The sequence below is a fragment of the Cupriavidus sp. GW823-FHT07B10 genome (assembly GCF_058794355.1).
On the sequence record NZ_JBXAGS010000030.1, the window covers coordinates 1 to 25,684 of the forward strand.

The window sequence follows — 25,684 nt, forward strand, 5'->3', positions numbered from 1 at the left end:
GACAAGGGAGTACGACATGTCTAATTGGCCCAGGTACGACAATTCTATTTGGCCCTGACACTCGATACGCGCATAATGTATATTATGTTAAATATAAGTCACATTTAGACATTGTACGCAGAATTGTCTACGCCCTGCGTAGACAATTGGAGAGAATCCACCGTGCGCCCTAAATTGCCTTCATGTTGCGGAACTGTGCGGGCCACATCCGCGACTGGCCCATCGCAAAGCGCAAGGCGGCGCTCCACAAGCTGCTGCACCGCGTTCGGTTTTTGCAGAATTTGTTCCTGGCCCCATGGGCTAGAACAAGGAGGCCGCGGCGAGGCGGGCGGGCGCGTGGCAGCAGCCCCTCCAGCTTCGCCCGTGATCGCGCGGAGGCGCACGCGGCGCGCCTGACGGCGACAGTCCTCGGCGTTCAAAGCCGCAGCGAGCCGAGCCGCGGACTGACCAGATCAGCCACTATTGCAGGGGTCAAGATGACGTGGCGAGTTACGCGCGCGGAGCCAGCGCTTAGGTTGCGATTAAAGCGGATATCCACGTTGTTGGCCCCAGCACTTCCTCCAACCGATTGTTTCCCAGCGCAGGAGACTACGCAACGCCGACACGCCAGGATCCAAGATCTGTCTCATCGTCTCCGCAAAAGGATTCGCGAAACGCCGCAAGAGAAATAATTGCCGAGAACGAAACTCTTCAACCAGCCGCGTCTTCCCGGGCATAGCGGGCTTTGCATCCATGGCCCACACGTGGATGCCCGGTCGCAGCGGCGACATGTCATCTAACGTCCATCGCCGGTTGCGGTTCTCCATCTTTCAACGTCAGCACCATCCTTCCGTTTTTCCGTGCTGTTCCAGTTCATTACGCCAGGTCGACACCAATCAGCTTGCGCAGATCGGCCTGGCTGCTGAATGCCTTTTTCCTGGCCGGCGTCGATGGCTGCCTTGATGATCGCCTCGTCCTCGCGGCAATCAGGGGACGAACCAGTTCGCCAGCCGCAAACCAGTCAATTCCGAAAAATCCTTCGTATTGCGTGTCACCAAGGTTAGCCCATGCGCTATCGCAACCGATGCAATCTGCCCATCCACGAATGGCAATGTGAATCCAGCCCGCTCGCGTGACTGGCGCAGCTCCGCGTGGATCCGCGCTGCGGCAGCGTCGTAAGGCAAGACTGGCAAAGTGCCCACGACATCTTGCACAAAACGGCCAACTGCGTCCTTCCGTTGGCCATCCGGCATGCGCAACCAGCCATAACGGAGTTCGTGCCAGACCGGGGCCGGAATTGCTAGCTCCCCCTCGTAGCGGGCCAAATTGTCCGTTACCGCGACCTCAGGTCTCGGCCGCATGGCCTCTGAAACAATGTTGGTGTCGAGCAACCAACTCACGGCGCTCACCATGAGAATTCTCTTCCCCCATCGGGTTGGCGTACTTGCGCAAAGGGATCGCTCTCATTCTCTTCTGTCAAATGCTGTTGGCGCCACTCTGCCAGACGCGCAGAAAAGCCAGAGGAAGACCCAACCAGCTGTCGATATTGAGACCACGACATCAAGACGCCGGCAGCCTGCCCGCGCCGGGAGATCAGTAGGGGCTCTTGTGCCACTTCTACACCTCGCAGCGCATCAGCGAGGTGCGCTCTTGCCTCAGAAAACGGGATAGTTTGCATGGAAAGGTGCTCCCTTGCTTGATATGTACGTTTCAATTGTACATCAATGGGACTCCAGCGTCAGTTCGACACCTTGCCACAGGGAATACTGATCGTCCCGGAAGGTCCCGGAATTGTTCGACCGGGCGGCCGACCCCGTTGCGCCATTCTGGTCGAGGTACCCACTAGACATTAGAGTTGGGCATTGACCTGCTGACGAAGGCACACGCCGGCCCTCCCCGCAGAATGAAGCGGCGTCGACACCCGCCGGAAATCTCCGCCCGCGTCGATCACGACGACTCGAATTCCCCGCCGAGGACGATCGCCGGCCCAGCCTACCGAGACGAGCCAGCTCGCCTTCGATTTGGGATCTGCTGCCTTACCGGTCGCGAGTCCAGCCGCGTAAAATGCTCCCGACGTTGTCCACCGGCCTCCTTCAGTCAATGTCTGTCCCCTACCAATCCAGGCAAATCGCGCAATGGCTGGATCCGTTCACGGTGTCCAAGGCGCGTCCCTATGCGAGTGCCGTCTCGGAGTTGCGCTGGATCGACGAGGACACCCTGGCGGGCCTGGTGCAAGGCACCCGCACGCGTCCGTATGACGTGCGTGTGTATTTCCACGACGTCGACGACGACATGTGGGTGGAAGGCGAATGCACGTGTCCAGTTGGGGTCGACTGCAAGCATGTGGCAGCGCTGCTGATCGCCGGCCTGGCGCACCAGCCGAAGCCACCGTCCACCGGCGTGCGCGCGGAACTGGTGAGCTGGCTTGAAGGCTTTCGTGCCAGGCGCACGGCCGCCAATCCCGCGGCCAAGAAAAAGCCGTCCAAGCCCACGCATGCCCTAGCCTACGTGATCGGCCAATCGTACCGCGGCGGCGAGGTAACGATTTACAAGGCACGCGTTGGCGCCGACGGCACGATTCGCTCGCTTGACGATCCGTGGCAAAACATCGAGAAGGCGCTGGTCGAACCCCCCAAATTTGTTACCGAAGCGGATCTGCCGATCCTGCGCGGGCTATGGCTGGGCCGCTCACATGCCTCCTATATGGGTGGTTTTGGCCTGCGGGGCGCAACCGGTGCCGTCATCTTGGAGCAACTGATGGCAACCGGACGGGCTTTTGTTTCCTTTTCGCCCGCGGGCTCACACTATCCCGGCACGCACTGTGCGCTGCAAGTCGGAGCCGCGCGCGGCGCGCAACTGACTTGGCAGGCGCAGCCCGACACGCGCGTGCGGCCGCTTCTGCAAGCCGAACCACCCGCTTCCCTGTTGCTGACGAGCACCCAGCCGTGCTGGTACGTCGACGCGGATGCTGGTGAAGCCGGCATCCTGGCGATGCCTTGGCCCTCCGAACAGCTCGCCGATTTCCTGTCCATGCCGGCCATTACGCTGGACGAGGCCGCACTGGTTGGGAATGTGCTGCGTGACGTGGCGCCCGAACTCCCGATGCCGCCTGCGCATGAAACGGCGTCGGTGCGAAGCATCCACTGCGCGCCGGTGCCCGTCCTGGCCCTGGACACGTTGTCGACATGGGCCTCGGCGCAGGATTTTGCGACGGTCAGCTTTGATTACGCAGGACACAGCCTCCCGGCGCACAGCAGCACCACTCTCCTTCAAACCACCGGTGGCGAGGTCGTCCAGATCAAACGGGACGCCGATCTCGAGCGCAAGCGTCTGACAGAACTGCAACAGGCCGGGTTCCGGAAGATTCGGGCCGACCATGTCTTTGGGCCAGCCCCGTTTCCGGCCGACATGCTCGGCCCCGAGGACCATGCCAGCTGGCCAAGCCTCGTGAAGGTGCTGCTTCCGATCCTTCGCGCAAGTGGCTGGCGCGTCGTCATGACGGACGCGTTTCGGCACAATGTGATTGAGATCGAGGCCATTGACGGCCGCCTGCGTCAGACCGGTGATGGCTGGTTCGACGTCGAGATGGGCATCACTGTCAACGGCCGTACGGTGCGTCTGGAGCCGCTGCTGGCTGACCTCTTTCGCCGGGATTCGCGCTGGTTGTCAGGCAGGCTGGATGGCATCCCCGACGACGAAGCGATTGATCTGAAGACCGAGCGCAACGAGCGGCTGCGCCTGGGTGCCGACCGGCTGAAACCCGTCGTGCGCGTGCTGATCGACCTGTTCGACGCGCTCAACACCGGCATGCGCATTTCCGAGTGGGATGCAGCCCGGCTCCATGCCCTGGATCAGACCGGGCGCTGGCAGTTTGACGGCGCGGCATCGATCCGGCAGCTCGCGCAGCGGCTGATGGCGGGTCCCGGGATGGCAGACGTGCCCGTGCCGCGCGGCCTGACGGCCGAACTGCGTGCTTACCAGCGCCAGGGGCTCGCCTGGATGCAGTTCCTGCGCGAGCACGGGTTGTCCGGGGTACTGGCCGACGACATGGGACTGGGCAAGACGATCCAGGCCCTTGCGCACGTCCTCACGGAAAAGGAACGGGGCCGGCTGGACCGGCCTGCGCTGATCGTCGTGCCGACGACCCTCGTGCACAACTGGCGCGAGGAAGCCCAGCGCTTCACGCCGACGCTGCGCGTGCTGGATCTGCACGGCCCCCAGCGTCACGATCGCTTTGACCAGATCGGCGAGCACGACCTGATCCTGACCACATACGCCTTGCTGTGGCGTGACGAGGCAATCCTTGCCGGCCACGACTATCACCTGCTGCTTCTGGATGAGGCCCAATACGTCAAGAATGCCGCCACCAAGTCCGCCGCAACCATCCGAACACTGCGTGCGCGACACCGCCTCTGCCTGACAGGCACGCCGCTCGAAAACCATCTCGGTGAATTGTGGGCGCAGTTTGACTTCCTGCTGCCCGGCTTTCTCGGTACCCGCCAGGACTTCACGCGACGCTGGCGCACTCCCATCGAAAAGGGCGGCGATGCCGTTCGACGCGACCTGCTCGCGCGGCGCATCCGGCCATTCATGCTGCGCCGGCGCAAGGATGAGGTGGCCACCGAGCTGCCCCCGAAGACGACGATCGTGCGCACGGTGGAACTCGAAGGCGCACAACGCGATCTGTACGAAACAGTGCGCGCTGCCATGCAGGAAAAGGTGCGGGCGGCCGTCGCTGCCAAGGGCCTCGCGCGCAGCCACATCATCGTGCTGGAGGCGTTGCTCAAACTGCGCCAGGTCTGCTGCGATCCGCGGCTCGTCAAGATCAAAGAGGCGGCCCGGATCAAGGAGTCGGCAAAGCTTGACCTGTTGCTGCACATGCTGCCCGAACTTATCGAGGAAGGCCGTCGGATCCTGCTGTTCTCGCAGTTCACTAGCATGCTGGATCTCATTGCGGCAGCCCTGCGAAACGCCGGCATTCCCTACGTCATGCTGACCGGGGATACCACGGACCGCATCACCCCGGTCGAACGCTTCCAGCAAGGCGAGGTACCGCTTTTCCTGATCAGCTTGAAGGCCGGTGGCGTTGGCCTGAACCTGACAGCGGCCGACACTGTCATTCACTACGATCCCTGGTGGAATCCTGCTGTGGAAAATCAGGCTACTGACCGCGCACACCGCCTTGGCCAGGATAAGCCCGTGTTCGTCTACAAGCTGATCACCGGTGGCAGTGTCGAGGAGAAAATCGTCGCGATGCAAGCGCAGAAAGCCGCGCTGGCCGAGGCGATCCTGTCGGAGGATGCCGCCGGCGCCGTCAAATTCTCCGCCGAAGACATCGAGGCCCTTTTTGAGCCGATCCCGGCGGCACCGGCCGTCGCCGCGACGACAAAATCCCGGTCCCGCATTCGGACAGGAACCTGACGATGCCGTGTGCTCGGGCAAATCGCGACGGCACTGCACGACGCCCGGGCAGGCAAAGCGACCGCACCACTCAAGTCGTTTGGGATGCTCGACGCGGCAGACGCACCTCAAACGCCGTCTCTGCCTGGTCGGAGCGGGCGTCGATTGACCCGTGATGGGCCCTGGCAATTTCGCTCGCGATATACAGCCCGAGCCCGAGCCCGAGCCCGAGCCCGAGCCCGAGCCCGAGCCCGTGCGCGTGCTTGTCTTCCGGATCCGGACCTCTGCTTAGCGGGTCAAACATTCGCGCCAGCGTCAGTTGGTCAATAGCGGGGCCGCTGTTCCTCACCGCGAGATGAACTTCGGTGTCGTCACCAGTGAGTACAACACGGACCGGGGCGTCTGGTGCGCCATACCTGATCGCGTTGAGCACCAGATTGGAAACCACTTGCTGCAGCCGCAAACCATCCCAAACGCCCAGCGCGTTACCGTTCATCTCAAGGTCGATGCGGCGGTCCGGATGCGCTGCCCGCAACTGATCCACGGTATCGCCAACGACGTGAGCTAGGCCGACCTCAATGGGAGCGATGTTGATACCCAAGCTGAGTTTCGTTCGGTTGAAATCGCACAGATCATCCAGCAGGGAATTCATGCTGGCCCCGCTGCGAATGAGCCGTGCTGCCGCCTCCGACACCTTCTCCCCGGCGTTCAGCGCCGCCAGATAGGAGGCGGTCATCTGGATGGTCTGCAGAGGACTGCGCAGATCGTGCCCAAGCATTCCCAACAACAGATTGTGAGACTGCTCGACTTCCGCGTTGAAAAAATCCACCGATTCCGCGACGGCCTGATCGATCGCCTCGTTGAATCGCATCACGTCATCCAGATCCCCGGCGACCAACTCAAACTCGTCCATCCACAAACGCAGCACGCTCGCGCGTAGCGCCCGGTACTCGGCGACCAACTGGTTGATGTTGAAGCCACCGCGCGCCCGGATGACGGCGTGAATTTGGGCTGCAGTGTCCGGCGCACCGGGCACCTTCGGGGCTCGTCCCAAGGATTTTTCGCGCTGCGCCTCGCTCGTTTGCGGGGGTCCTAAGATCTTTGGCAATGGCTTGGAAGATCTGCGGTGCGTGGGTCGCGCAGGGCGAGAGAATCCAGATTCCGTGCGGCAGGCAGCTGGGTGGCCACAAACGCCTCTTATTCCCCCAAAATGTGCTTCATATCGCGCAAGATAAAGTCAGCTAGCCGCATGTCTGCCCCTTGAGCTTTGGGAGCCCCAACGCACTTCTGAAGAATAGGATGTTATGTCAGCGATGATGGGTAAAGTATTGCATAAGGCGCTTTGAGCGCTCGGAAGTCTCGTGCTGTCGATTGTTACGTGACAACTGACGGCTGACTTCTTCGAGGCGGTTGCCGCATGCGTTCCGTACAGATGACCGCAACGACTCACTGAACGTAGCGTGGCGCTTGCGGACAAGGTAATGCGCTTACCTTGGTTATATCGCAATTGAGATACATAATGTCGGTCAATGCATAGGAGATTTTCATGGCGCATACTTCAATGCTGCACATCCGGGTGGACGACGACCTGAAAGCCCGCGCCACGCAAAACCTCGCCAGGGTCGGCCTAACCGTTTCCGACGCAGTGCGCATTCTGTTGACACGGATCGCCAAGGAAGGCGGGCTGCCGCCCGGTCTGACGACGAGTCCCGAGACCTATGATGCTTGGTTCCGCGCAAAGGTCCAGCAAGCGCTGACCGACCCGGCCCCGCCGCCCCCACATGACCAGATCATGGACGACGCTCAGGCGCTGATCGACCGGAAACGCCGTGCGCGCGGTTGAATGGATGTTGCGCCGCGCAAATATGTGACTGCCGAACTCAGGGGATAAGCACGAGGCCATCGCCAAGCTTGGTCGCCAGCGTCGTCCAGCCCCGCCCGCGTGCGACCGGCGGACCGCCCGGATCGTGCTGGGCTCACGCGGCGCGATCTGACGTATCGCACGCCGAGTCTTGCCTTCGGGATCCCAAGAACTCGTCCCCCGCATAGGCGGAAAGCCAACCATCCATCTTGTCGTCTATACTTGACACATGTTTGGAGATTATCGCCATGAATCCCGCTCTCTTGGGCAACGCGATCCAGCGCAAGCGGGTTGCCTTGGGGCTGACCCAACAGCAGCTGGCCGACATGGCAGGGCTGTCGCGCCAGTCGCTGAACGGCATTGAACACGGCAGCGTCAACGCTACGCTCCAGTCGCTCGGGCGACTGATGGATGTGCTCGGCTTAGCACTTGATATAAACGATCCCGATGAGCGCCGCCTGGCTAGCGGGTCGCCAATGCGGGCGCTGTGGATGGCCGCGAAGGGCGCCAACGTGAGCTACACCGGCGAGCTCACGCCAGACGAGCTCGAGCGCGCCCTCGCCACCGGCGAGGTGCCGTCGGAGTATCGTCCACAGGTGGCCCATGTCTTGGACGAGGCGCCTCTGCAACTCGTCACCAAGGTGGTCGCGGAGGTAGCGGCGAAGCAACATCGGAATCCAGCCGACATCTGGAAGAACCTCAGGCGGCTTGCGCAGACCTTGATGGTCACGCGCGGAGGCCTGTGGGCATGAAAGTTGAACTAAAGGGCGACATCTGGGAAAGCCTGTTCCCTCATGCCTTTACGCTGATGGAGGAGGTCAGAAAGCACGGGGGCATTGAGCCGTTCTGGACCTTCGGCGGCGGGACGGTCCTGATGCTTCGGTACCGCCATCGTTTTTCCCGCGATATCGACCTCTTTGTCCCGGATCCGCAATGCCTGGGATTCGTGTCGCCGCGTTTGAGCGAGGCCGCGGAAAGCATCACGAGCGACTACGTTGAGCAAGGGGATTTCGTGAAGCTGGTGCTCGACGCTGGGGAAATCGACGTCGTGGCCTCGCCCAACCTGACCGACAAGCCATTCGAAATCTGGGAGATCATGGGGCAATCCGTCAAGGTGGAGACCGCGGCCGAGATCGTTGCCAAAAAGCTTTACCATCGTGGCGACCGTGCCACTGCGCGGGATCTCTTTGACCTGGCCGTCGTGGTCGAGCATGAACCGACGGCACACACACACGCTGCGCCGTTTCTGCTTCGACACGCCTCCGCCTTCCGGGGCCAGGTCGAGGCCGGCCCGCCGATCATGCGTGAGCAGTTCGACAGGATCCAGCGGATTAATTTCAACAGATGCTTTGACGAGTGTGTCGCACTGGTGGGAGATTTTCTTCATTCCCTGCAGGAAACCGACGACACTGCGCAGAAGTCGCGGGAAAGGCAGCGTCCATAGGATTCAACGCCGGCACCCTCCCTCGCTTTTTACGTCCGCGCGCGTGTGAGTTCTCCGGCGAGCAGTGCATCCGACTCAATGCGTCACGCCGAGCGCTCCAACAGCATCGAGGCGGCCCTGCAAGGTCGGAGGCTCCACCCATCGTTCCATTGTCTGCCCGCTACATGACAATTTTTTCGCTGGCAAAAGAACTGCCGGGAAAAAAGCCTCCTAATCCTGTGTTGCGCGATGTTTATATCGCCGTATCCTGCTCCGGTAGGTCCTGCTACCACCCGCGCCCGTCCCCTGATGAGCGCGGGTTCTTTTTTCGCGAACCGGTGAACTGCGCGGCGCCAGGCTGGATTGCCGTCCACGGCAACCTGGTGGGTACTGAATGTGGGTGGCGCCGCAAGGTGTTTCCCGATTTCTTCTTGGACGTTTCTGCGGCTCTCCTCCATCGGATCGAGGGCTGTTTTTTTGGTCGCACTCACCATCTGGCAACCGGCGCGTCCAACTTGCCGACGGCCGCCGCCGCTGCGCGATCGATCACCGGATCTGCCGGTGTCATGTTGACCTGCGGGCGGTCTGACCATCGTGCACAATTCGCAAACGCGCCAGTCGTTTGCCCGGCCCGCTGGCGCCCCACAGCGTTGCCCGTGAACCTCAACCGTTGGTCTAGCCTCCTTCGACTTGATCCGGACAAGTCAGGACGCTGGGCAAGAACTCGCCCTCGATCGTGGCCACCGCGCACGCACCGAGACCGAAGATGCGGCACGGTCCTGCGGTCGGATAAGCCGTGGATTCGTGGTGATGGCCGTGGAAAGCTCGTTTCACTCGCATTGCTTCGATGAGCATGTCAATCGCCTCGAACCCGTGTGGGTGACAAGCCGGAGCCTCATGGCTGACCAGGACATCCGCATGCTGACTCAATAACGCGTTGTAGGTCTGCGGGAAGATCGTGCTGCGATGGCGCCGCGGCAGACCACCCCGCCAGTAATTCCCCTTCCCACATTTGGCCAGATAGTCAGACTCGCTCTCCATGCGCGCTGGTTCGGGCGGCATCCAGACTTGGCCGCGAAAAATCCCCCCTAGCCCGGCAATCCGAAGGCCTGCGATCGTGACCACCCTCCCATCCAGGTTCCGGTCGGCCAGGGCCGAGCCGAAAAGATTGTCGTAGTCGGCATCGCTGTCGGTGTCGTGATTGCCAGGAATCCACCACACCTGCGTCAGAGGAAGGATGCTGGCGAGCTCTTCATCCAGTGGGCGCCTGGCCTGGATGTCGCCTGCGAGCACCACTGCTTCGGGGCGGTGACGGTGGACGCTTTCAATCAGCGGGCCGAACTCGCCATGGGGGTCGCCGCAAATGAATACGTGGCCTTCAGACATCGGTCTTTGGGATAGGTGACGTGGTTTGATGGAATCGACGGCGGTGAATCTGAACGGCCGGCAGGTGTAGGCCCGCCATGCGTCTCGGCCACGGTCTGGGTAAAAGCGCCCTGCATGACCTCGTGCAACTGTGCATGACCTATCGAGCGCGCTCCGTTTGCAAAGTGGCAGTCCGCTGTCACCCGATTATCTCTGAATGATCACCAATCTACCTGATCACAAATCTGTCGAAGGCGTAATCGCGACTTGCGCCCGCAAGGTTACTGCCTCGACCGGTACAGGTGCTTAAGTCAAAGTGGTACGCGAGACGACAAGACCTGACGAAATAGACCGTTCCCCGCTTACAATGTTGCTATGCAATATGAATCTGGGCCGTCGAAGCGCGCGAATCGCCACAGGTCCTACGAGCAGGGGAGGCGGCAATGGCGACAGATCTGGCTGCGACCAAAGGCGAAGCACTAAAGCTCCTGGAAACAGTGGGCGTCACGGTCGTGGAATTGGACTACGAATCAGGATGGCAGGATGCGATTGAGCTGGGCAGGCTGGGCGAAAAGCTTGGCATACGTGTCCAGTATCGCGGCCATGAGAGCATTGCCGTCAGCTCGCCCGCCGCACTCGTTGCGGGACTGAGTCGTCCAAAGTTGACGTTCCGTCAGCGCAATCTTTACTGCCAATTTGAGCTCAGCATGCTACCAGCGGCTGACTTGGAGCGCCTGGAGGGAAAAGCGGAGAAGCTCGGAGACTACATCCTCGCTGGACATCTATCGAGAGATGTCGATGCTGTATGGGCGGAGTCCTGAAGTCCAAGGCAGAATCAGCGCCACGCGTCGCGCCTTGATTTGCCTGGCCGCCCTCGGGTAGCGCTTGTCTCGTCGAGATCTGGTTGGCCGGTTGCGGATTGCCCGTAGTCGCGGCAGCAGCTACCATCCCTGAAGACTTGTTGTGCCCGGCGATGTCGGGCCGGTCCTGCAGGGGCGCAATCTGACTACCAACGGGAACGCCGTGACGAATCAGCTCGATCTTTTTGAAGATGGCCGCGATGTCATGCTTCGCAACGACGTGCTCACAGCGCTTGAGCAACGCAATGCCGCCGCCGGGCGTGAAGCACTGCAGCGCCTGGTCGCGGAATATCCGGACGACACGCTTGTGCCGACCCTGGAGACACTTGTCTGTGTGCTGGAGGCTCCCGTCCACGAACACTTCGCGACTCAGACGGCACTGCGCGACACCTGCGAAGGGTGGTGTTTGCCGTGCATGCCGGCAGCGCGCCGAGCATTCGGCGACGCAGCGGGCATGGCTTGGTGCCTACCGCTGTGGCGTGCTGTTGCCCGAGCCGCCTCTCAATTGCCGTTTCACCGGGAGATGCCCGAATGGCATGCGGCACCCCTATGGATGCGCGCTGCGGAGTGGACTGCAGCATCTGACAGCATCAAGCGAATTGGGTCATGGCGACGAATTCCAACTCCCCTCGCCTGGATGGCCGAGACGGTCTACCGGCTACAGGGGCTTGACCCGGCATGGCCGCTCTTGGCCGAGCTTGCTTGGCTATCCCCGAAGAAGCTCGGCGCGCTCATACAAACGCTCGGTGATTCGTCATTGCTGGCGCTGCGCCGGCGGTTCGATGCGAAATTCGATGGTGACGGTACGCTAGATGATCTCGCGTGGCTCCCAGCCTGGTCCTTGACCGAAAAACCCGGACTTGCTGCCCTCTTACGCGCGTCCGAGCCCTCGACGGGCACATTACCCGAAAAGGGATTGCGGATCATGCTGGAGTTGTTGAACCTTGAGCGCCAGGGCCGCCAGCATGATTTGCTGGAACGGCGAAAGGACTTACGCGGCCTGCACGCGGGTCTCTTCGAGGCCTACATCCGTACGCGGTAACGTTTCGGGTTTTTTCGCGTTTGCACGCACTCACAGGGTACAAAAAAATGCTCTCTACCTCTCGGACGAGAGCGCGCGCCGCGTCGACATCCATGTCCTGGGAACGGCAGTAATCGGCAAGTTCAAGCTCCCGCGCAGCCACCACGTGTTGTCACATGATCACGCTGAAGTTGCTCCCGACACCAGTAACGTACAGAGCAGCGCCGGCGGCGCCTGCCGGTGCGAGCCGCGTAGTAGGGGCTATGTGATCGTGACGGGCAAGCCCTTCCCAATTTTGACTCGGCGGCTTGGTTGGTGTGCCAAGACACAGTTGGTTCTTGTGGCAGCGCCTCGTCATGCTTCGCCGTAACAAAACCAAACTGCCGTACGCTGAAACAGGTACGCTCGGTCGCTGGCGAGTGTCGTTGGCGCAACGATAGTGGTGTGGAATTGGGCGCCCCGTGAGTCGAGCACCGACCAATGGATTATGAGGCTCTCGCGCTGCATTTGCTTTCCCCTTGGCGGGGGCGACGGCCAAGGTGCAATGAATTGGGCCGCAATGGGCGACCTGCATCTACGATCCCAGCAATCGATCGGTCGAAGCCCAGCCTCGTAGGCTCTTCTGCTGTAGTCACAAGGTCTTTGGGGGCCAAAATTCCGTCTTGCGGCCCAATCTGTTACACCCTCAGGCCCTTCACTTCGACCCGAGAGCGTCCTCGCTGGTCGACATGGCGCCAATTCTACGAAACTGAAGCGGCACGGCGGCCGCGTGGATCGGAACGTACCGCCCTGCTTCTCGTGGGCGGCCTGGTCTTGGCCAGCAAACCTATGAACCAGGCTTCGATACCAAGCGCTCATCCTTGCAAAGGATGTCGATCTCTTCGTCAATAATGGCTATCAGCTCGGCTATGGACCCGGAAAACCGTTGACGTATTTTCTGACGCGTTCTGCGCTCGCTGGCCGCACGCACCAACTCATAGCTGTCGCCAGACTGGTGCGAAAGGCGGATCACTCTGAGTACCTTGCTGGGCGGAAGCCGGAGCCAGTAGGAATAGCCGTTCCGTATCCCCCGCTCGGTACGTTCACGAGGAACCAAGTTTGGCCGGGCGAGCATGATATCGGCATGAATCACTTCAAATGACATGGCGATTGCTCTCAAAAAGAAAACCCCTGCATGCAGGGGTTGGACACTATTCTGGCGGGACGTGCTGCGCCTATTTACGCCTCTTCTGCAATCAGGAACTTGTTAGGGTTCTTGCCAAGCCAGGACGGCGCACGACCGCGGCCAGACCAGGTCTTGCCCGTCTTCGGATCCTGGTATTTCGGGGGCAATCCCGCTTTCGCCTTACCAGCGCCGCTGCCGGCAGGACGACCACGACGGCGTTTGGTAACGTCTTCGACAGTCAGCCCGTATTCCGCCATCAGGTTCTGAATCTGCTCGATGACAGAGGCGACTTCATTCGCACGTGCCTCTTCCAAGTGCGCCTCCAGAGCTGCCTTCTGCGCCATCAGTTCTTTGTAAGTTGCCATCTTCTGGTTTCCTTTCCGATCGAGAGATCCAGATAGGTAGTTTAGAGCCAATTTGATCTTCAGGGCATAAAAACTTTAACCTTCTGGGTAATGAGCAGTCCAATGATTCGCTTGGCGGCTCCGAATCATGACCAAAAAAGCTGAGCGAGAAAGTATGACAGCGACTGAGTACCACCGCCGCGCCACAGTGAGGCTCCATGCGGTAAGGGCAGCGAGAACTGCATTAAAGGGAGCGCCGTAAAACAATGCGCGTGATTCGGGTGCAAAGTCCCCTCGGTTTGAACTGATAAGAACCAGCCTCAGGCTTGTGGCCCTGACCGTGACACTCACGGCAATCGGCCGGTCCAAAAAATTTCGACCGAGTACTCGAGGCTGCATTTGTCTAACAATCCTTGGTTAGAACGTTCGCAGAAACGGGTACGCCGCAGCCTTGACGTGGGGAAAACTTCCGAGCTCGGCAGTTTTCGCATAGTGTCCCGGCACGCGCCACGATGGCGGGACTGAAGCTTTTGTAATGCCGTTGTGCGACGTTGAGCAGTGAACTTCGCGCGAACTGCACTCAGGCAAGGAGGCCAGTGATCGCTTGAAGCGTGCCGAGAGGCGTTGGTCCGTAATTGGCCCGTTTTGGAAAAGCGCGGGTCTTGAAAGGTTCACGACGACCTTCGGGCCACACTGACGCAGCCGCCTGCCGGGCCGCTATCCCAATCGGGGATTGGACTTCTCCGCTGCCCCGCAGCATATTCCTCACTTGCTTTCCACGACTGAAGGATTTACCGTAAACGTTCGGTGTAGCGCTCCCGGCGCGTTCCTTGCACCGACATCATCCAATTGCGGTTCCTAACTCCCCCGTGGAGCACGGTACACAGATCAGCCGTCGCAGTTCCCTTTTGACTCGATCAAGGAGACCGACATGCTAAGTCCGCATGAAATCGCAGCACTGCTGCTGCTTGGCGATGCACCGGACGTTCACGACGTCGATCCCGATCGGTTGGACGCATTGTTGGAACAGAAACTGGTCACGATGGAGCATGGTCATGACAGCGGCGCCCATCCGCGTCTGACCAGCCGGGGGCATTCTCTGCTCGACGCCGTACGCCGCATTCGCTAGGCGTTAAACTTGGGCGCAAACGGAGCCGCCGGCTCCACGGCAGAAAACGGTCATCTCCGCTTGAAGTTGGCGACCTCAACGTGGCTTCAGGGCAGCGTCTTTAGCGTTCTGCTGACCGCCGTGAGTGCCACGCACCTTGACAATGCGCTTTGCGGTAGCGCGTCAACGTCCGCAATTTCGGAGTGATGGCGCTCTTTCTCCTGACGCATTCGTTGGTTTGGGGTCCGCATGCTCTATCAGATTTTTGAATATCAGCGGACCCTGATGAAGGCGTGGGCGGATGAATCTGCCCGAGCCTTGGTCAGCCCTCTAGTCCACTTGCATATCTTCCGGGGGCCGGGAACTTGGCCGCCTGCTGGGAAAACCTGTATCGCTTGAGCACGGCCAGCGAGGAACCGACGTTTGGCGTTACCGCTATCCTTCGTGACGGCCGTGTTGTTCCCGTGGTCGAGCAACTCGTATCGGAAAGCCCTTTTTGCCGCCTGCTGCGCTTTGAAGCTGCCCCAGCGGTTGGGCATGATAACGGGCAGCAAGGGATTCCCGCGGTACTCGTCTGTGCGCCGCTTGCCGGGCATCACGCCGTCATGCTTCGCGACGTGGTGCAATCGCTACTGCAAGAGCACATTGTCTATGTCACTGACTGGAGCAATGGCGCCATCGCGCTGTTGGCAAGCCGCGATGAGGCGACGCCAACCAGCCTGACTCTCATCGGCGGTCCGATTGACGCGCGTCGCAGCCCCACTGCAATTGGGCGCCTCGCCTCGAGCCGCTCTATCCAGTGGTTCCGACGCAATCTGGTTTACCCAGTGCCGCATCCCTATGCAGGTGCTGGACGTCAGGTCTGTCCGAGTTTTGTGCAACTTTCCGGTCTCGCCGCTGCGCAGTCATCACCGCTATGGGGCCTATGTGAAGGGTACTGGGCAAACCTTGCTCGTGGCGATGCCGAGCGAGCCAATGTTCACTGGCAAGCATTGCTGGACTACAGCGCGGTGCTCGACATGGCCGCCGAGTTTTATCTCGACACGGTTCGGACCGTGTTTCAGGAGTTTCAGATCGCCTTTGGCACCTGGCGAGTGCGAGGTCAGTTGGTGCGTCCCCAGGACATCCGTTCCACCGCCTTGCTTACCATCGAAGGCGAGCTCGACGACATATCCGGCCGCGGGCAGACCCACGCCGCGCATGACCTGTGCCGAGGCCTATCCGCGCACGACAGGCGACTGGTCACGATTGCCGGTTGTACTCACTATGACTTGTTCCGTGGACCTGTCTGGCATACTGAAGTCTTCCCTTGGATTTGCGATATGACACGAGACGACATGTAAGACGCTGGCGTCTCGCCCAATCAGCGCATTTCAGGTAGGCGAGGCGTAGGCGCCCTTCCACTCCAGCCTACCTTCGACCGGCGAACTTCAGTCGATCGATGTCGTCGATGACCTACGCCAGCCCACGTTGGCGTAGAGACCAGCCATACCGATGCCGATAGCACGGTAGCCGTGCGCGATCATGGAATTCGCCAGATCGGTTGTCAGCGAGACGCCCTGAGCAATCCAGAATTGGAGCCTCAAGTTGTGCGATTGCCGCTTGTACCTCCGGGCTCGACCAGCGGAGCTGTCATAGCACACCAGTCGGGTGCGATCGTCAAAGATCGCGATGCTAGGCTCACCTGCCAGGCGCGACTCGGGCGCGGCCATCCAAGGCGAGCCGGCAAATGCATCGGCTACGCAGTTCATCCTCATCGAGCAGTAATGGCAGACGCAAACCTGGTGGGCCGGGTGGGATTCGAACCCACGGTGGGATGTCTCCGGCGGATTATGAGTCCGCTGCCTGCAACCAACACGGCGTCCGGCCCTATAACGTCGCGCGAAATTCTACCCTGATGTTCGCACAACTTGCCTCTAATTTGCTGAGCTAATGGCTCGATACACGACTCAGTCGAGCAGGCTTGGCGCAAGCTGTGCGCCCATCTTCGGTCATCGACCGGTCGGCGAAGTGCCATACCGGCCGAGGCCAAAATCACGCCGAAACTTCGGGTGTCGCCACGGTCGGCACCACTGCCTTTGCGGGAGTCCGCTTCTTCGTCACGGCTTTCACTGCGGCCTTCTTCGGCGCAGCTTTCACGGAGGCTTTGGTACCGGTCACTGCCTTTTTCGGGGCTGCCTTCGTGGCGGCCACTTTGCCCGCGGCCTTCTTGGCGTCCGCAGCCTTTGCCTTCTTCGCCGCCAGCTTGTCCTTTGCGGCTTGCTTCTCGAAGCGAAGCGCGGACCTGGCGGCTTCCACTGCCTGCGCAACTTCGCGCTTTGCTGCCTCAATGGCCTTCTTCATGTCGGCGCGCAGCTTCAGCAAGCGCTTTTTCGCCGCCTGAGCCTCACGCGCGAGCACGCTGGCCTTTTTCGTTGGCACGGCCACCTTCTTGGCGGCAGACTTGTTCTTCGAGACTGCACTGACCTTCGTTGCTTTCGTTGCAGCGACCATTATGGATTACCCGTTAGTTGTGAAGCGCGGAGTATAACCGTACGTGTGCCTGCCTAACAGAGGTCTATCTCTTCGTTGTATTGCAACGGACTCGGCCGGCGCGGCCAAGGGCAGCCGAGATGCCAGACTCCGCCGCGCGTAGCCGGCCATCTCCAGACACTCGAACGGTCGGCTCTGCCGAGGCAACTGCCATTCGCCCCGTCACTCGCCTTCGAAGCGATTCAGGCCATTCGGGACACTCCGCCATTTTGTCGTTTGTAACAAGCGCGCCAGCTGATTTTCGCCGTGCGGGGGACGCCGGCGGCATCCCATCTCGTGTGACTGAGGTTTTGGTACCCTTTCATGGAAAGTCGTGCTTGCCTTTGGCAAAATTCGGTAGCGGAGCCGGGAGCGAATTTGCGTGAGTGATTACTAGCAAACAGGTTGTCCTACAGCAGATGAATAGACAGTTCACAAGACATGTGCAGCGCAGCAGGCAGGCATACCCTGGAGGGTTGCTTGAGCCGATCATTCGGTCGGTCCAGAGGCAATCGAAGATTTACCCAGTCCAACCTAGGCCGGAGGGCCTGCTGGTGGATTTCGCAGCCGCTTCCCTTGAAAACATGCAGCTTCAGCGCTTGCTGAAACAGTGCGATTGGAACGGGCACCTGTGACTGCGCCCGACATTCTTGTGCCACACCTGACGCCCGGCGGGCACCTGCTTGCAGTGCCGGAGGACGCCGCGCCAATCTTGGCAGATGAAACGCGACAGCGGCTTGAGAGTTCTTTTGCGCTTGGCGCGGGACATGGCCTGCTGCACCTGGGAACGGCCGAAATCGGCCGCATTTTGCCCCCTGCATGGGCCTGGTGGCGTGATTTTGCGGCGCGCTATGTCACTGCCTTGTGCGCCACGCCCGAAGGCGGCGAGATCGCGGTCGCAACGCCTGCTGCCAAGGATTTCGATGCCATGATTGACGATGCACCGCCGATGACGGGCGGCGAGTATCTGACGCCAGCCGTGCTGGGCACGTTGTGGGGCGAGATCGATACTGCCTTGCACCAGGAACTGGCGACCGCAAACGTCTCGCTTCAGGATTTCCTCAAGCTGCGTCACCCGGCCTGGAATCTCGTCGGCCGCGTGCATTTCAACCTTGCTGAGAACCGCAAGGACCCGGAGTCACCGTTCGCCTTCCTTGCGACTTACACGTCGCGTCTGTCGGCCCATGGTAAAGCGCAACATCAGCCACTGTCGCAGGCCCTGGCGGAATTCTCGGGAGTCAGGAGCAAGGCGCAGCTCCTGTCATTACTGCTGCCGGTGCAGCGCGCCGCGGAACACTGCGACTGGCTTCGCGAAATGGTGGATACCGGCGAGATATACCATCCGCTGCGCTGGACGCCGCTCGATGCCCATCGCCTTCTCTCGGACCTGTCCAAACTCGAAGCTGCCGGGATTGTCGTACGCATGCCAGGCGTCTGGCAGGCGGGCCGCCCTGCTCGTCCCGTTGTGAAAGCCAGTGTCGGAGCACGGCCACCCTCGCTCTTGGGCAAAGACGCGTTGCTGGACTTTAGCATGGAGGTTTCGCTCGATGGCGAGTGTCTCAGCGCCACCGAGGTCAGGAATCTGCTCAAAGGCGCCGACGGCTTGCAGCTCATCCGTGGCCGCTGGGTCGAGGTGGACAAGAAAAAGCTCAGTCGTCTCATGAAGCGATTCGAGGCCATGGAAAAGGCGGCGCGAAGCGGTCTGCCGCTTAATGAGGCTCTACGCCTTCTGGCGGGGGTTTCGCTCGACGATAGTGCCGACCCCGCTGACCGCGACTGGTCGCAGCTTGTTGCAGGGCCCTGGCTGGCTGACACCCTGCAGGAGTTGCGTCAGCCAGAGGGGTTGGCGCAGATCAGCCCGGGACCGGAACTGAAGGCCACCCTGCGGCCCTACCAACAGGCCGGCGTGCGGTGGTTGTACCTGCTCACCCGGCTCGGTTTGGGCGCTTGCCTGGCGGATGATATGGGCCTGGGCAAGACCATGCAGGTACTCTCGCTTCTGCTCGTGCTGAAGCGAGAAAGTGCCGAGGCGCGGCCCAGTCTGCTGGTCGCCCCTGCATCGCTGCTGGCCAACTGGGCGGCAGAGGCTGAGCGCTTTGCCCCCGGCTTGCGCCTACTGATCGCCCATCCGTCGGCCATGCCGACGGCCGAATTGCGTGCGCTGGACCCGGCGCGACTTGCGGACATCGATCTCGTCATCACCAGCTTTGGCGCGCTTCTTCGCCAGCCGGTACTGGGAGCCTTCCAATGGCGCGTTGCCATTGTCGACGAAGCACAGGCGATAAAAAATCCGGGCGCCAAGCAAACGCGACAGGTCAAGCAGCTCCAGGCACAATCGCGCATCGCGCTGACCGGCACTCCCGTGGAAAACCGCCTGTCCGATCTGTGGTCCATCTTCGATTTCACCCACCCCGGATTGCTGGGCTCAGACAAAGTCTTTGCCGACTTTACCAGGCGGCTGGCGAAGGCCGAGCACTTCGGTCCGCTGCGAACGCTCGTACGGCCCTACATCCTGCGCCGCCTGAAGACCGACAAGCGGATAATCGACGACCTTCCGGACAAGACCGAGCTCAAGGCCTGGTGCCACCTGAGCCCGAGCCAGGCGGCACTGTATCAGCGTGCGGTGAAGGATCTGGCTGCCGCGCTTGAAGATGCCGACGGCATCGGTCGCAAGGGTGTCGTGCTGAGCTACCTGATGCGCTTCAAACAGATATGCAATCATCCGTCGCAGTGGTTGGGCGACGCCGCCTGGAAGGCGGAAGACAGTGGCAAGTTCGCCCGCCTGCGCCAACTGGCCGAAGTCATTGCCGCCAAACAGGAAAAGGTGCTGGTATTCACCCAGTTCCGCGAGACCACTGAGCCGCTGGCGGCTTTTCTAGGTTCGATCTTTGGCCGCGAAGGTCTGGTGCTTCATGGCGGCACCCCGGTCGCCAAGCGCCGCGAACTGGTCAAGCGATTCCAGGAAGATGAGCTGACCCCCTTCTTCGTGCTCTCGCTCAAGGCCGGTGGGGCAGGTCTGAATCTCACCGCCGCGTCGCATGTGATCCACTACGACCGCTGGTGGAACCCGGCGGTGGAAAACCAGGCGACTGATCGTGCATTTCGTATCGGCCAGCGGAGGAACGTCCTGGTGCATAAGTTTATCTGCCGTGGCACGGTCGAGGACCGTATCGACCAGTTGATCGAAGCGAAGCAGCAATTGGTGAAGGATGTGTTGGAAGGCGGCGCAGAACTCCTGCTTACCGAGATGAGCAATCGTGAATTGCTCGATCTCGTGAAGCTCGACGTTCATGCCGCGCAAGAAAACTGATCGTCAAGAGGAACCGGAATGGGTTACGGTTACGGGGGATGGAAGCCCTATGTCTCAGTCGCCGAGCGCAGAAAGAAGGCTGAACGAGCCGCCGAGAAGGCGAAGAAGGCTGGTTCGGTGCTGTCGCCAATCGCCTCATACCGCGGTGCCATCGCCAAGACCTTCTGGGGCAAGGCCTGGTGCGACAATCTGGAAAGCTACAGCGACTATGCCAACCGCCTGCCGCGCGGCCGTACCTATGTGCGCAACGGTTCCGTGATCGACCTTCAGATTACGGCAGGCGAAGTCCGCGCGCAGGTAATGGGTTCGAGTCTGTACACGGTCGCTGTGACCGTGACGGCATGTCCCGCAAAGCAATGGCGAGCGATCGGCGCCGATTGCGCGGAATCGATCGATTCGATCGTGGAACTCTTGCAGGGCAAGCTCTCGACAGCCGTGATGGAGCGCATCTGCAAACCTCGCAGCGGTCTTTTCCCGATGCCGGAAGACATCAGGTTCAGTTGCAGTTGTCCGGACTGGGCGTCAATGTGCAAGCACGTTGCTGCCGTACTTTACGGCATCGGCGCGCGGCTCGACCAACAGCCGGAATTGCTCTTCGCCCTGCGCCGCGTCGATGCCAATGATCTCGTCAGGCAGGCCGGCGCTGGCCTGCCCAAATCGACAAAACGACCCGCCACCAGCAAGGTGCTCGACGACGCCCTGGTGGCCGACGTGTTTGGCATCGAGATGGCCGACGCTAACCCACCGCCGAAGCCTGCTGTCAGACTTAACAAGCCACCGGCAGGTAAGGTGACAGCGAAGAAGGCGACCAAGTCGGCCGTCTCGACAACCCGTAAGCCACCTGCGAATGCGAAGACTGCGGAGGATAATAAGTCGGTAACCAAGAAGTCATCAGTCAAGGCATCCGCAGGGCCACGCAAATCAGCATCTGGCAACGTTGTTGCCGGTAAAGCAAACGTGGCGACCCCGCCTGCAACGCAGAACGAGGCTGCAACAAGGAAGCGCGTCAGTACTCGACCGGTGAAGGGGACGTCCCGCTAAACTTCGATTCCATCTCGCATGGAAGCCGTCGTGATATTCCGAGAAATTGTCCTGGCAAGAGTACGTGCGGGGCGATGCGCTTTCAGCGGTCGGTGGATGACCATGGAGCTCGGCCTTCGGGCCGCGATGAGCGCTGCGGTACCATCATCATGCATCGGCCCTTGACGAAGACAGATGTCCGGCTGTCACCGAATATTGCTGGGCCGTTCACCTCGCAACCCATGGGAGTACAGACATGGTCGCAGTCAAACACGACGATCTATCCATGGCATTCGACTTCGTTAGCTGCGCGGCGCCGATGGAGCACAACGCGTATGTCTCACTCGATACGGGCAAAGTCTATTGGACTTCTGATTACAACGACACCTTCGACGAGGAGGTTCCTGACGACCTTGAAACCTCGGACCGCTACCTTGCGATACCGCATAAGAACGAACTCGGTCTTGGACGAAGTCTCGCCCTCCAATTTGTTGCACAGGAGTTGCCTGAGTGTCGCGACCAGGTGGAAGAATTCTTCCGGCGACAAGGCGCTTACGCGCGCCTCAAGGACTTGCTGGAGCGCAAAGGCATTCTCGAGCTCTGGTATTCGTTTGAAGCCGACTCGGCCGAAAGAGCGCTGAGGCAATGGTGTGCCGAAAGTGGGCTGGAGATTCTGGAGTCGTAGCGCCGGATAGACATGCCGCAATGTCTGGCGGTAAAGGGTGGTCCTCTGGGAATTCAGGCACCGCCGTGACAGACAGATTGCCTGGCAGATCGGCCATATACTGACGTTGGCCCACGGCTTTATGCGGAACGTTCGAGTGGCGGCTCCCCCGAACGTGGCCGATTTTCTTGCGCTTGAACCACGATCCGCTGTGGGTCGGCTAGCGATGACGAGCATAGCCGTCCGCGGGGCCCATCGTCACAATCAATACTTTCATGATCATGAAAGTATTGATTGTGCGCGGCTCATTCGCCGCTGTCGCCTACCAGGCGTGCGGCCTAGCTCCTGGTCGACTAATCGGAAGTTCTCCGAAGTCAGGACTCCCTGCAACGAGCGCGTGGCCGCTCGTCAGCCTTCGCAGCCGAGCTGTGCCGGTTCTGCAGACGTTCGTGCATCGTCTCGCAGCGTATCAACATCATTGTCGCAGGCTCCTCGTCTGCGCCGGCGTCGGCAGCCTCCGCAGACTCCTCGTCTGCGCCGGCGTCAGCAGCCTCCGCAGCGCTGCGCAAATATACTTGCCGGGAGACGATGGCGACGATCATGATCAGGGCGCCTACGCCGAGGGCGCGGGCCACAAACAAGAGGTATCGTGCCATCGACATCGCAACGGGTAGCAACAGGTGATTGGATGGTGAAGCCTACACGAAGGACGGTCTTCGCTGTTGCAGGGTGACACCATCCCCCGTTTCGCCTTCACTGGGCGATGGTGTCTTGTGTAACACCTCACTGGGCCTGATGAGCATGCCAAAGACGATCGAGCCCCTACCGAAGGGCCGCTACTGGGCCACACCCCACGCGTCCTTTCCGCTGGACGGACCGAATGGCCATGACGAAGTGTTTCCTGGCGCCCACTGCGTCAGCGACGGCAAATGGGTCATCTTCTACAAGGATGGCGAAGAAGTCTGGGCTTGCAATGCCATCTATGCCGCCGCGCATTTCGACTTTGCTGCCGTTTCGAGCGCCTGCGCTTCGACGGCCGACTGAGGTGCCGGTGGCGCCGACCGACGTCTCACCCTCCCCATTCCACATAACCCCCCTGCTACTGGCAAAATTACTCAGTACGGGCGTCATGTTCAAATTTGGCTGCGTTCACGCGGGGCGCTTCGTGATCGAGGCAGAATCGATCATGGCGCACCGCCCTCCACTTTGATACCTAAGTCGTCGGGCTGCCGAAGCGACGCGGCCCCGAATGTCTACCGCCGTACTCTGGCCGGGAGGCCTCAGTTGAACAGCAGCGCGGCATAGTTGCGGGCGCTGTGAAGCACGTGCAGCACGTCGATTCGCGCAGGCGGATCGCCCACCACGCGGTAGAAGATCTGGTAGTTGCCGTGTACACGGTGCCGGACGCCTCGGTCCTCACAGCGAGGTACCAGCGGGAAGGCAAGCGGCATGTCTGCGAGCGACAGGCACCGGTCGCGCAACTCCCGCACGAAGGAAAGCGCGCGGCGCGGGTTGTCGCGGGCAATGTAGTCGGCGATGGCTTCGAGTTCGGCCTCGGCCAGCGGCGTCAGGCGAACGACGATCATGCGCCGTGCCCGGGTGTTCTGCCTGCCGCGGCGCGATACTTGGCCTCGAGGCGGTCGAACACGGTGGCTGCGTCGGTGCCGCGGCCCGCGTCCGCCTCGGCCAGGCTTTGCGCGAGCGCCGCGTCCAGCGCCATCAGTTGCGCTTCACGGTCCTGAATCAGACGTACGCCTTCGCGCAGTACTTCGCTCTTAGAGCCATAGCGGCCCGAGGCGACAAGTTCAGTCACGTAGCGCTCAAGTTGCTGTCCAAGGTCGGCACTGATCATATTTGCTCCTCTTCAGACGGGGCCGGCGCAGGGCGTACGCCGGTGTCATGAAGTGTACCGCCCTTGATAATAGTTATCAAATTCTTGGTGTAAAGTGCAGTAAGCAGCATCTACGACAGCTGTTCCTTCCCCCGGTTCTGTATTCCTCGTGGCGCCTACTCGCCGATAAGGCAACGTTATCGAACCTTATTGCCGCGCCCTGGTAACACCGGCGTCACGAGCATCCTGACCACGCGGGCAGCTGCTCCTCTTGTTTGCGAGTCTGGAGGTAGCGCAACGGCGGTAGCCGGCCGCGGATTCAACCGGTCGTTGGACTGGCACGTCCAGATTAGCGACAATCTGTCCATTGCCCGTTTTCCACGATTGCAGCGATTTCCGCGATGACCGCTGCGCCCCTCCCATCGAGACAGAGCAATGCCGGAGAGCAGACCAAGAATTCTCATCTACAAAAGAACCCATACGGGTGACCCCAACGAAAGCGGCCTCTTTGGATGCAATGACTGCATGGGATCGGTACGGGACTGGAGCTTCAACCACGTAATCGGTATTGGAGGAGTAAGCCCGTGGCCTGGCGACGAAGGAATAGCGAAGAAAGTGAATTGGGTTGGGATAAGCAGGAAAGCGTGCGGCGTCAGTCCCAAAGGGCACGCGATATGGGCCTTTGAGCGTTTCATTCTGCTCAACGAGCACGGGCCATTGCTTCAGTCGGACTACCCGCTGCTTTATGGGCATATGCTGAAAACAAATCGACGCGTCATCATATCTGACAGTGTGTTCGAAGATATGTATGCGGAACTGAAGGCTATCCTGCATCTTGCGCATGACGCGCCCCCCTCGCCAGCGCTGGGTAAAGGAAAAATCGATACGAAACAGTCTCATTGCGCTACACAGGTTTTCTCAGCAAAATGTCAGAAACCAAAATTCTCTTCCTGCGCGTAGGAATCGACCGTGGATGCGGCGGTCGGCTATCTCCTATTGAAGCCGATCGCAGCTTTGAATACGTGCCTATTCCTGAAGGAGCGCCAGTACACAATGCCCTTAGATACGGCGACATTCCGTCGCGACGGGGCAGCACCCTCGCGCAAGTCATTGGCCTGGATGCGCCGGCTCACTACGACCCGGAGTTCGTCACCTACAGCTATGGGGAGCCTAGTCATCCAAAGCGCTCCCAGCTATTAACCCTGAATCGTGGCGACTATCTTGTTTTCTATGCGGGCTTCCAGGGGGATGGCATCACAACCGGTACTTGCTGTGTAATCGGCTACTTCGTAGTCCATGCCGTTCATGCAATGAGCCCGGAGCTTCCGTGGCCACCAGCCATCTCATCGCACCTGAACAATGCCCACTTTCGTCGCGTGCAACGTGAGGACAAGCTAGTGGTGGTCGAGGGCGATAAAGAAAGCTCAAAATTACTCGAACGTGCTATTCCAATATCAGATGGGATCCAGCAGATAGTGCCTTCGGTCGCAGATACGGTCGGATTCTCCGGTTCTGTCAAGCGTGCGATAGGCAGATGGGTTCCGGCGACGCATGTTGGCGCTACAGTTTCCTGGCTTCATGCTATGGAGTGAATGCGCCCGCAGCTGGCTTAAGCCGCGCGCCGAGGTCGGGGCATCTGAGACTCCAGCCTGCCGACGCGCCGATCACGGCGAGCGACTTGCGACTCGAATCGGTCATCGCCTCATAAAACGCCGCCGTGCAACGGCCGCCGCCTGACCGGCTGCTTTGTAGAGCGACGACGGTCGCTTGAGGGGCGGGAAGAGCCGACCGGATTGAGACGGAAGTCCTTGCCGGCGTGCCG

General features: G+C 60.5%; 22 protein-coding genes, 1 tRNA gene and 1 pseudogene. 13 read left to right on the forward strand and 11 right to left on the reverse strand.

Translation table 11 applies throughout. From position 1 onward, the window contains the following. Positions 1 to 965: 965 nt before the first annotated feature. Positions 966 to 1,391: a type II toxin-antitoxin system VapC family toxin gene (locus tag AC1Q6V_RS33405; RefSeq protein WP_011154102.1), complete on the reverse strand. Its 426-nt coding sequence runs from the start codon at positions 1,389 to 1,391 to the stop codon at positions 966 to 968. Continuing rightward, on the reverse strand, positions 1,385 to 1,657 hold the full coding sequence (locus AC1Q6V_RS33410; protein ID WP_082236122.1) for a type II toxin-antitoxin system Phd/YefM family antitoxin: 273 nt from the start codon (positions 1,655 to 1,657) through the stop codon (positions 1,385 to 1,387). The genes AC1Q6V_RS33405 and AC1Q6V_RS33410 overlap by 7 nt, the downstream gene beginning before the upstream one ends. 422 nt (positions 1,658 to 2,079) lie before the next feature. Here AC1Q6V_RS33410 and AC1Q6V_RS33415 point away from each other — a divergent pair, with 422 nt between their 5' ends. Continuing rightward, positions 2,080 to 5,400 carry a DEAD/DEAH box helicase gene (locus tag AC1Q6V_RS33415; protein WP_011154101.1) on the forward strand — a complete coding sequence of 1,107 codons (3,321 nt, stop codon included), beginning with the start codon at positions 2,080 to 2,082 and terminating at the stop codon, positions 5,398 to 5,400. Positions 5,401 to 5,470: 70 nt separating this feature from the next. Here AC1Q6V_RS33415 and AC1Q6V_RS33420 read toward each other — a convergent pair. Beyond that, positions 5,471 to 6,630: pseudogene (locus tag AC1Q6V_RS33420) on the reverse strand (sensor histidine kinase). A 295-nt stretch (positions 6,631 to 6,925) separates the two neighbouring features. Between AC1Q6V_RS33420 and AC1Q6V_RS33425 the strand changes: the two are divergent. From AC1Q6V_RS33425 to AC1Q6V_RS33435, 3 genes are all read left to right on the forward strand, one after another. Continuing rightward, positions 6,926 to 7,222 carry a type II toxin-antitoxin system RelB/DinJ family antitoxin gene (locus AC1Q6V_RS33425; RefSeq protein ID WP_011154099.1) on the forward strand — a complete coding sequence of 99 codons (297 nt, stop codon included), beginning with the start codon at positions 6,926 to 6,928 and terminating at the stop codon, positions 7,220 to 7,222. Between the two features lie 266 nt (positions 7,223 to 7,488). Then, positions 7,489 to 7,992 carry a helix-turn-helix transcriptional regulator gene (locus AC1Q6V_RS33430; RefSeq protein WP_011154098.1) on the forward strand — a complete coding sequence of 168 codons (504 nt, stop codon included), beginning with the start codon at positions 7,489 to 7,491 and terminating at the stop codon, positions 7,990 to 7,992. Then, the gene (locus tag AC1Q6V_RS33435) at positions 7,989 to 8,684 is read left to right on the forward strand and encodes a nucleotidyl transferase AbiEii/AbiGii toxin family protein (protein WP_011154097.1); all 696 of its coding nucleotides are present in this window, start codon (positions 7,989 to 7,991) and stop codon (positions 8,682 to 8,684) included. Before AC1Q6V_RS33430 ends, AC1Q6V_RS33435 begins: the two co-directional genes overlap by 4 nt. 654 nt (positions 8,685 to 9,338) lie before the next feature. On the opposite strand, the gene AC1Q6V_RS33440 is transcribed toward AC1Q6V_RS33435, so the two are convergent. Then, a complete protein-coding gene (locus AC1Q6V_RS33440) occupies positions 9,339 to 10,049 on the reverse strand; it encodes a metallophosphoesterase family protein (protein ID WP_011154096.1) in 711 nt (236 codons plus the stop codon). A gap of 422 nt (positions 10,050 to 10,471) precedes the next feature. Between AC1Q6V_RS33440 and AC1Q6V_RS33445 the strand changes: the two genes are divergently transcribed. Both AC1Q6V_RS33445 and AC1Q6V_RS33450 read left to right on the forward strand, forming a co-directional pair. Further along, the gene (locus AC1Q6V_RS33445) at positions 10,472 to 10,849 is read left to right on the forward strand and encodes a hypothetical protein (protein ID WP_041688692.1); all 378 of its coding nucleotides are present in this window, start codon (positions 10,472 to 10,474) and stop codon (positions 10,847 to 10,849) included. 202 nt (positions 10,850 to 11,051) lie between these two features. Next, positions 11,052 to 11,930 carry a hypothetical protein gene (locus AC1Q6V_RS33450; protein ID WP_041688822.1) on the forward strand — a complete coding sequence of 293 codons (879 nt, stop codon included), beginning with the start codon at positions 11,052 to 11,054 and terminating at the stop codon, positions 11,928 to 11,930. 805 nt (positions 11,931 to 12,735) lie between these two features. Here the strand turns inward: AC1Q6V_RS33450 and AC1Q6V_RS33455 are convergent. Together AC1Q6V_RS33455 and AC1Q6V_RS33460 are read right to left on the reverse strand one after the other, a co-directional pair. After that, a complete protein-coding gene (locus AC1Q6V_RS33455) occupies positions 12,736 to 13,053 on the reverse strand; it encodes a hypothetical protein (RefSeq protein WP_041688690.1) in 318 nt (105 codons plus the stop codon). Positions 13,054 to 13,127: 74 nt separating this feature from the next. Continuing rightward, on the reverse strand, positions 13,128 to 13,439 hold the full coding sequence (locus tag AC1Q6V_RS33460; protein WP_011154095.1) for an H-NS histone family protein: 312 nt from the start codon (positions 13,437 to 13,439) through the stop codon (positions 13,128 to 13,130). A 910-nt stretch (positions 13,440 to 14,349) separates the two neighbouring features. Here AC1Q6V_RS33460 and AC1Q6V_RS33465 point away from each other — a divergent pair. Beyond that, complete coding sequence (locus AC1Q6V_RS33465) at positions 14,350 to 14,547, forward strand: hypothetical protein (RefSeq protein WP_011154094.1); 198 nt, start codon at positions 14,350 to 14,352, stop codon at positions 14,545 to 14,547. Positions 14,548 to 14,921: 374 nt separating this feature from the next. Beyond that, positions 14,922 to 15,869, forward strand: a complete 948-nt coding sequence (locus tag AC1Q6V_RS33470; protein WP_231881538.1) for a polyhydroxyalkanoate depolymerase — start codon at positions 14,922 to 14,924, stop codon at positions 15,867 to 15,869. A 439-nt stretch (positions 15,870 to 16,308) separates the two neighbouring features. Here the strand turns inward: AC1Q6V_RS33470 and AC1Q6V_RS33475 are convergent. Continuing rightward, positions 16,309 to 16,396 (reverse strand) — tRNA-Ile (locus AC1Q6V_RS33475). A 164-nt stretch (positions 16,397 to 16,560) separates the two neighbouring features. Continuing rightward, on the reverse strand, positions 16,561 to 17,019 hold the full coding sequence (locus AC1Q6V_RS33480) for a hypothetical protein (protein WP_011154092.1): 459 nt from the start codon (positions 17,017 to 17,019) through the stop codon (positions 16,561 to 16,563). A gap of 649 nt (positions 17,020 to 17,668) precedes the next feature. Between AC1Q6V_RS33480 and AC1Q6V_RS33485 the strand changes: the two genes are divergently transcribed. From AC1Q6V_RS33485 to AC1Q6V_RS33495, 3 genes are all read left to right on the forward strand, one after another. Beyond that, positions 17,669 to 20,347, forward strand: a complete 2,679-nt coding sequence (locus tag AC1Q6V_RS33485) for a DEAD/DEAH box helicase (RefSeq protein ID WP_011154091.1) — start codon at positions 17,669 to 17,671, stop codon at positions 20,345 to 20,347. An 18-nt stretch (positions 20,348 to 20,365) separates the two neighbouring features. Then, entirely contained in the window at positions 20,366 to 21,388 is a 1,023-nt protein-coding gene (locus AC1Q6V_RS33490) for a hypothetical protein (protein WP_041688683.1), read from the forward strand. A 235-nt stretch (positions 21,389 to 21,623) separates the two neighbouring features. Continuing rightward, entirely contained in the window at positions 21,624 to 22,052 is a 429-nt protein-coding gene (locus tag AC1Q6V_RS33495; RefSeq protein ID WP_011154089.1) for a hypothetical protein, read from the forward strand. A 353-nt stretch (positions 22,053 to 22,405) separates the two neighbouring features. Here the strand turns inward: AC1Q6V_RS33495 and AC1Q6V_RS33500 are convergent, their stop codons facing one another. After that, positions 22,406 to 22,633 carry a hypothetical protein gene (locus AC1Q6V_RS33500; protein ID WP_328706773.1) on the reverse strand — a complete coding sequence of 76 codons (228 nt, stop codon included), beginning with the start codon at positions 22,631 to 22,633 and terminating at the stop codon, positions 22,406 to 22,408. 193 nt (positions 22,634 to 22,826) lie between these two features. On the opposite strand from AC1Q6V_RS33500, the gene AC1Q6V_RS33505 reads away from it, so the two are divergent. Beyond that, positions 22,827 to 23,075, forward strand: a complete 249-nt coding sequence (locus AC1Q6V_RS33505) for a hypothetical protein (RefSeq protein ID WP_011154088.1) — start codon at positions 22,827 to 22,829, stop codon at positions 23,073 to 23,075. 236 nt (positions 23,076 to 23,311) lie between these two features. Here the strand turns inward: AC1Q6V_RS33505 and AC1Q6V_RS33510 are convergent, their stop codons facing one another. Both AC1Q6V_RS33510 and AC1Q6V_RS33515 read right to left on the reverse strand, forming a co-directional pair. Beyond that, entirely contained in the window at positions 23,312 to 23,617 is a 306-nt protein-coding gene (locus AC1Q6V_RS33510) for a type II toxin-antitoxin system RelE/ParE family toxin (protein WP_011154087.1), read from the reverse strand. Continuing rightward, positions 23,614 to 23,883 (reverse strand): type II toxin-antitoxin system ParD family antitoxin, encoded by a 270-nt coding sequence (locus AC1Q6V_RS33515; protein WP_011154086.1) that lies wholly within the window; start codon positions 23,881 to 23,883, stop codon positions 23,614 to 23,616. The genes AC1Q6V_RS33510 and AC1Q6V_RS33515 overlap by 4 nt, the downstream gene beginning before the upstream one ends. 878 nt (positions 23,884 to 24,761) lie before the next feature. Between AC1Q6V_RS33515 and AC1Q6V_RS33520 the strand changes: the two genes are divergently transcribed. Further along, positions 24,762 to 25,454, forward strand: coding sequence for an Nmad3 family putative nucleotide modification protein (locus AC1Q6V_RS33520; protein WP_136227936.1), 693 nt, complete (start codon positions 24,762 to 24,764; stop codon positions 25,452 to 25,454). Positions 25,455 to 25,684: the final 230 nt, after the last annotated feature.

Coding starts and splice junctions, on each gene's coding strand:
- AC1Q6V_RS33440 (WP_011154096.1), bottom strand. CDS start 10,049: ATGTCTGAAGGCCACGTATTCATTTGCGGCGACCCCCATGGCGAGTTC.
- AC1Q6V_RS33445 (WP_041688692.1), top strand. CDS start 10,472: ATGGCGACAGATCTGGCTGCGACCAAAGGCGAAGCACTAAAGCTCCTG.
- AC1Q6V_RS33480 (WP_011154092.1), bottom strand. CDS start 17,019: ATGGTCGCTGCAACGAAAGCAACGAAGGTCAGTGCAGTCTCGAAGAAC.
- AC1Q6V_RS33425 (WP_011154099.1), top strand. CDS start 6,926: ATGGCGCATACTTCAATGCTGCACATCCGGGTGGACGACGACCTGAAA.
- AC1Q6V_RS33410 (WP_082236122.1), bottom strand. CDS start 1,657: ATGCAAACTATCCCGTTTTCTGAGGCAAGAGCGCACCTCGCTGATGCG.
- AC1Q6V_RS33505 (WP_011154088.1), top strand. CDS start 22,827: ATGAGCATGCCAAAGACGATCGAGCCCCTACCGAAGGGCCGCTACTGG.
- AC1Q6V_RS33510 (WP_011154087.1), bottom strand. CDS start 23,617: ATGATCGTCGTTCGCCTGACGCCGCTGGCCGAGGCCGAACTCGAAGCC.
- AC1Q6V_RS33515 (WP_011154086.1), bottom strand. CDS start 23,883: ATGATCAGTGCCGACCTTGGACAGCAACTTGAGCGCTACGTGACTGAA.
- AC1Q6V_RS33430 (WP_011154098.1), top strand. CDS start 7,489: ATGAATCCCGCTCTCTTGGGCAACGCGATCCAGCGCAAGCGGGTTGCC.
- AC1Q6V_RS33435 (WP_011154097.1), top strand. CDS start 7,989: ATGAAAGTTGAACTAAAGGGCGACATCTGGGAAAGCCTGTTCCCTCAT.
- AC1Q6V_RS33460 (WP_011154095.1), bottom strand. CDS start 13,439: ATGGCAACTTACAAAGAACTGATGGCGCAGAAGGCAGCTCTGGAGGCG.
- AC1Q6V_RS33415 (WP_011154101.1), top strand. CDS start 2,080: ATGTCTGTCCCCTACCAATCCAGGCAAATCGCGCAATGGCTGGATCCG.
- AC1Q6V_RS33495 (WP_011154089.1), top strand. CDS start 21,624: ATGGTCGCAGTCAAACACGACGATCTATCCATGGCATTCGACTTCGTT.
- AC1Q6V_RS33490 (WP_041688683.1), top strand. CDS start 20,366: ATGGGTTACGGTTACGGGGGATGGAAGCCCTATGTCTCAGTCGCCGAG.
- AC1Q6V_RS33405 (WP_011154102.1), bottom strand. CDS start 1,391: ATGGTGAGCGCCGTGAGTTGGTTGCTCGACACCAACATTGTTTCAGAG.
- AC1Q6V_RS33465 (WP_011154094.1), top strand. CDS start 14,350: ATGCTAAGTCCGCATGAAATCGCAGCACTGCTGCTGCTTGGCGATGCA.
- AC1Q6V_RS33455 (WP_041688690.1), bottom strand. CDS start 13,053: ATGTCATTTGAAGTGATTCATGCCGATATCATGCTCGCCCGGCCAAAC.
- AC1Q6V_RS33500 (WP_328706773.1), bottom strand. CDS start 22,633: ATGATCGTCGCCATCGTCTCCCGGCAAGTATATTTGCGCAGCGCTGCG.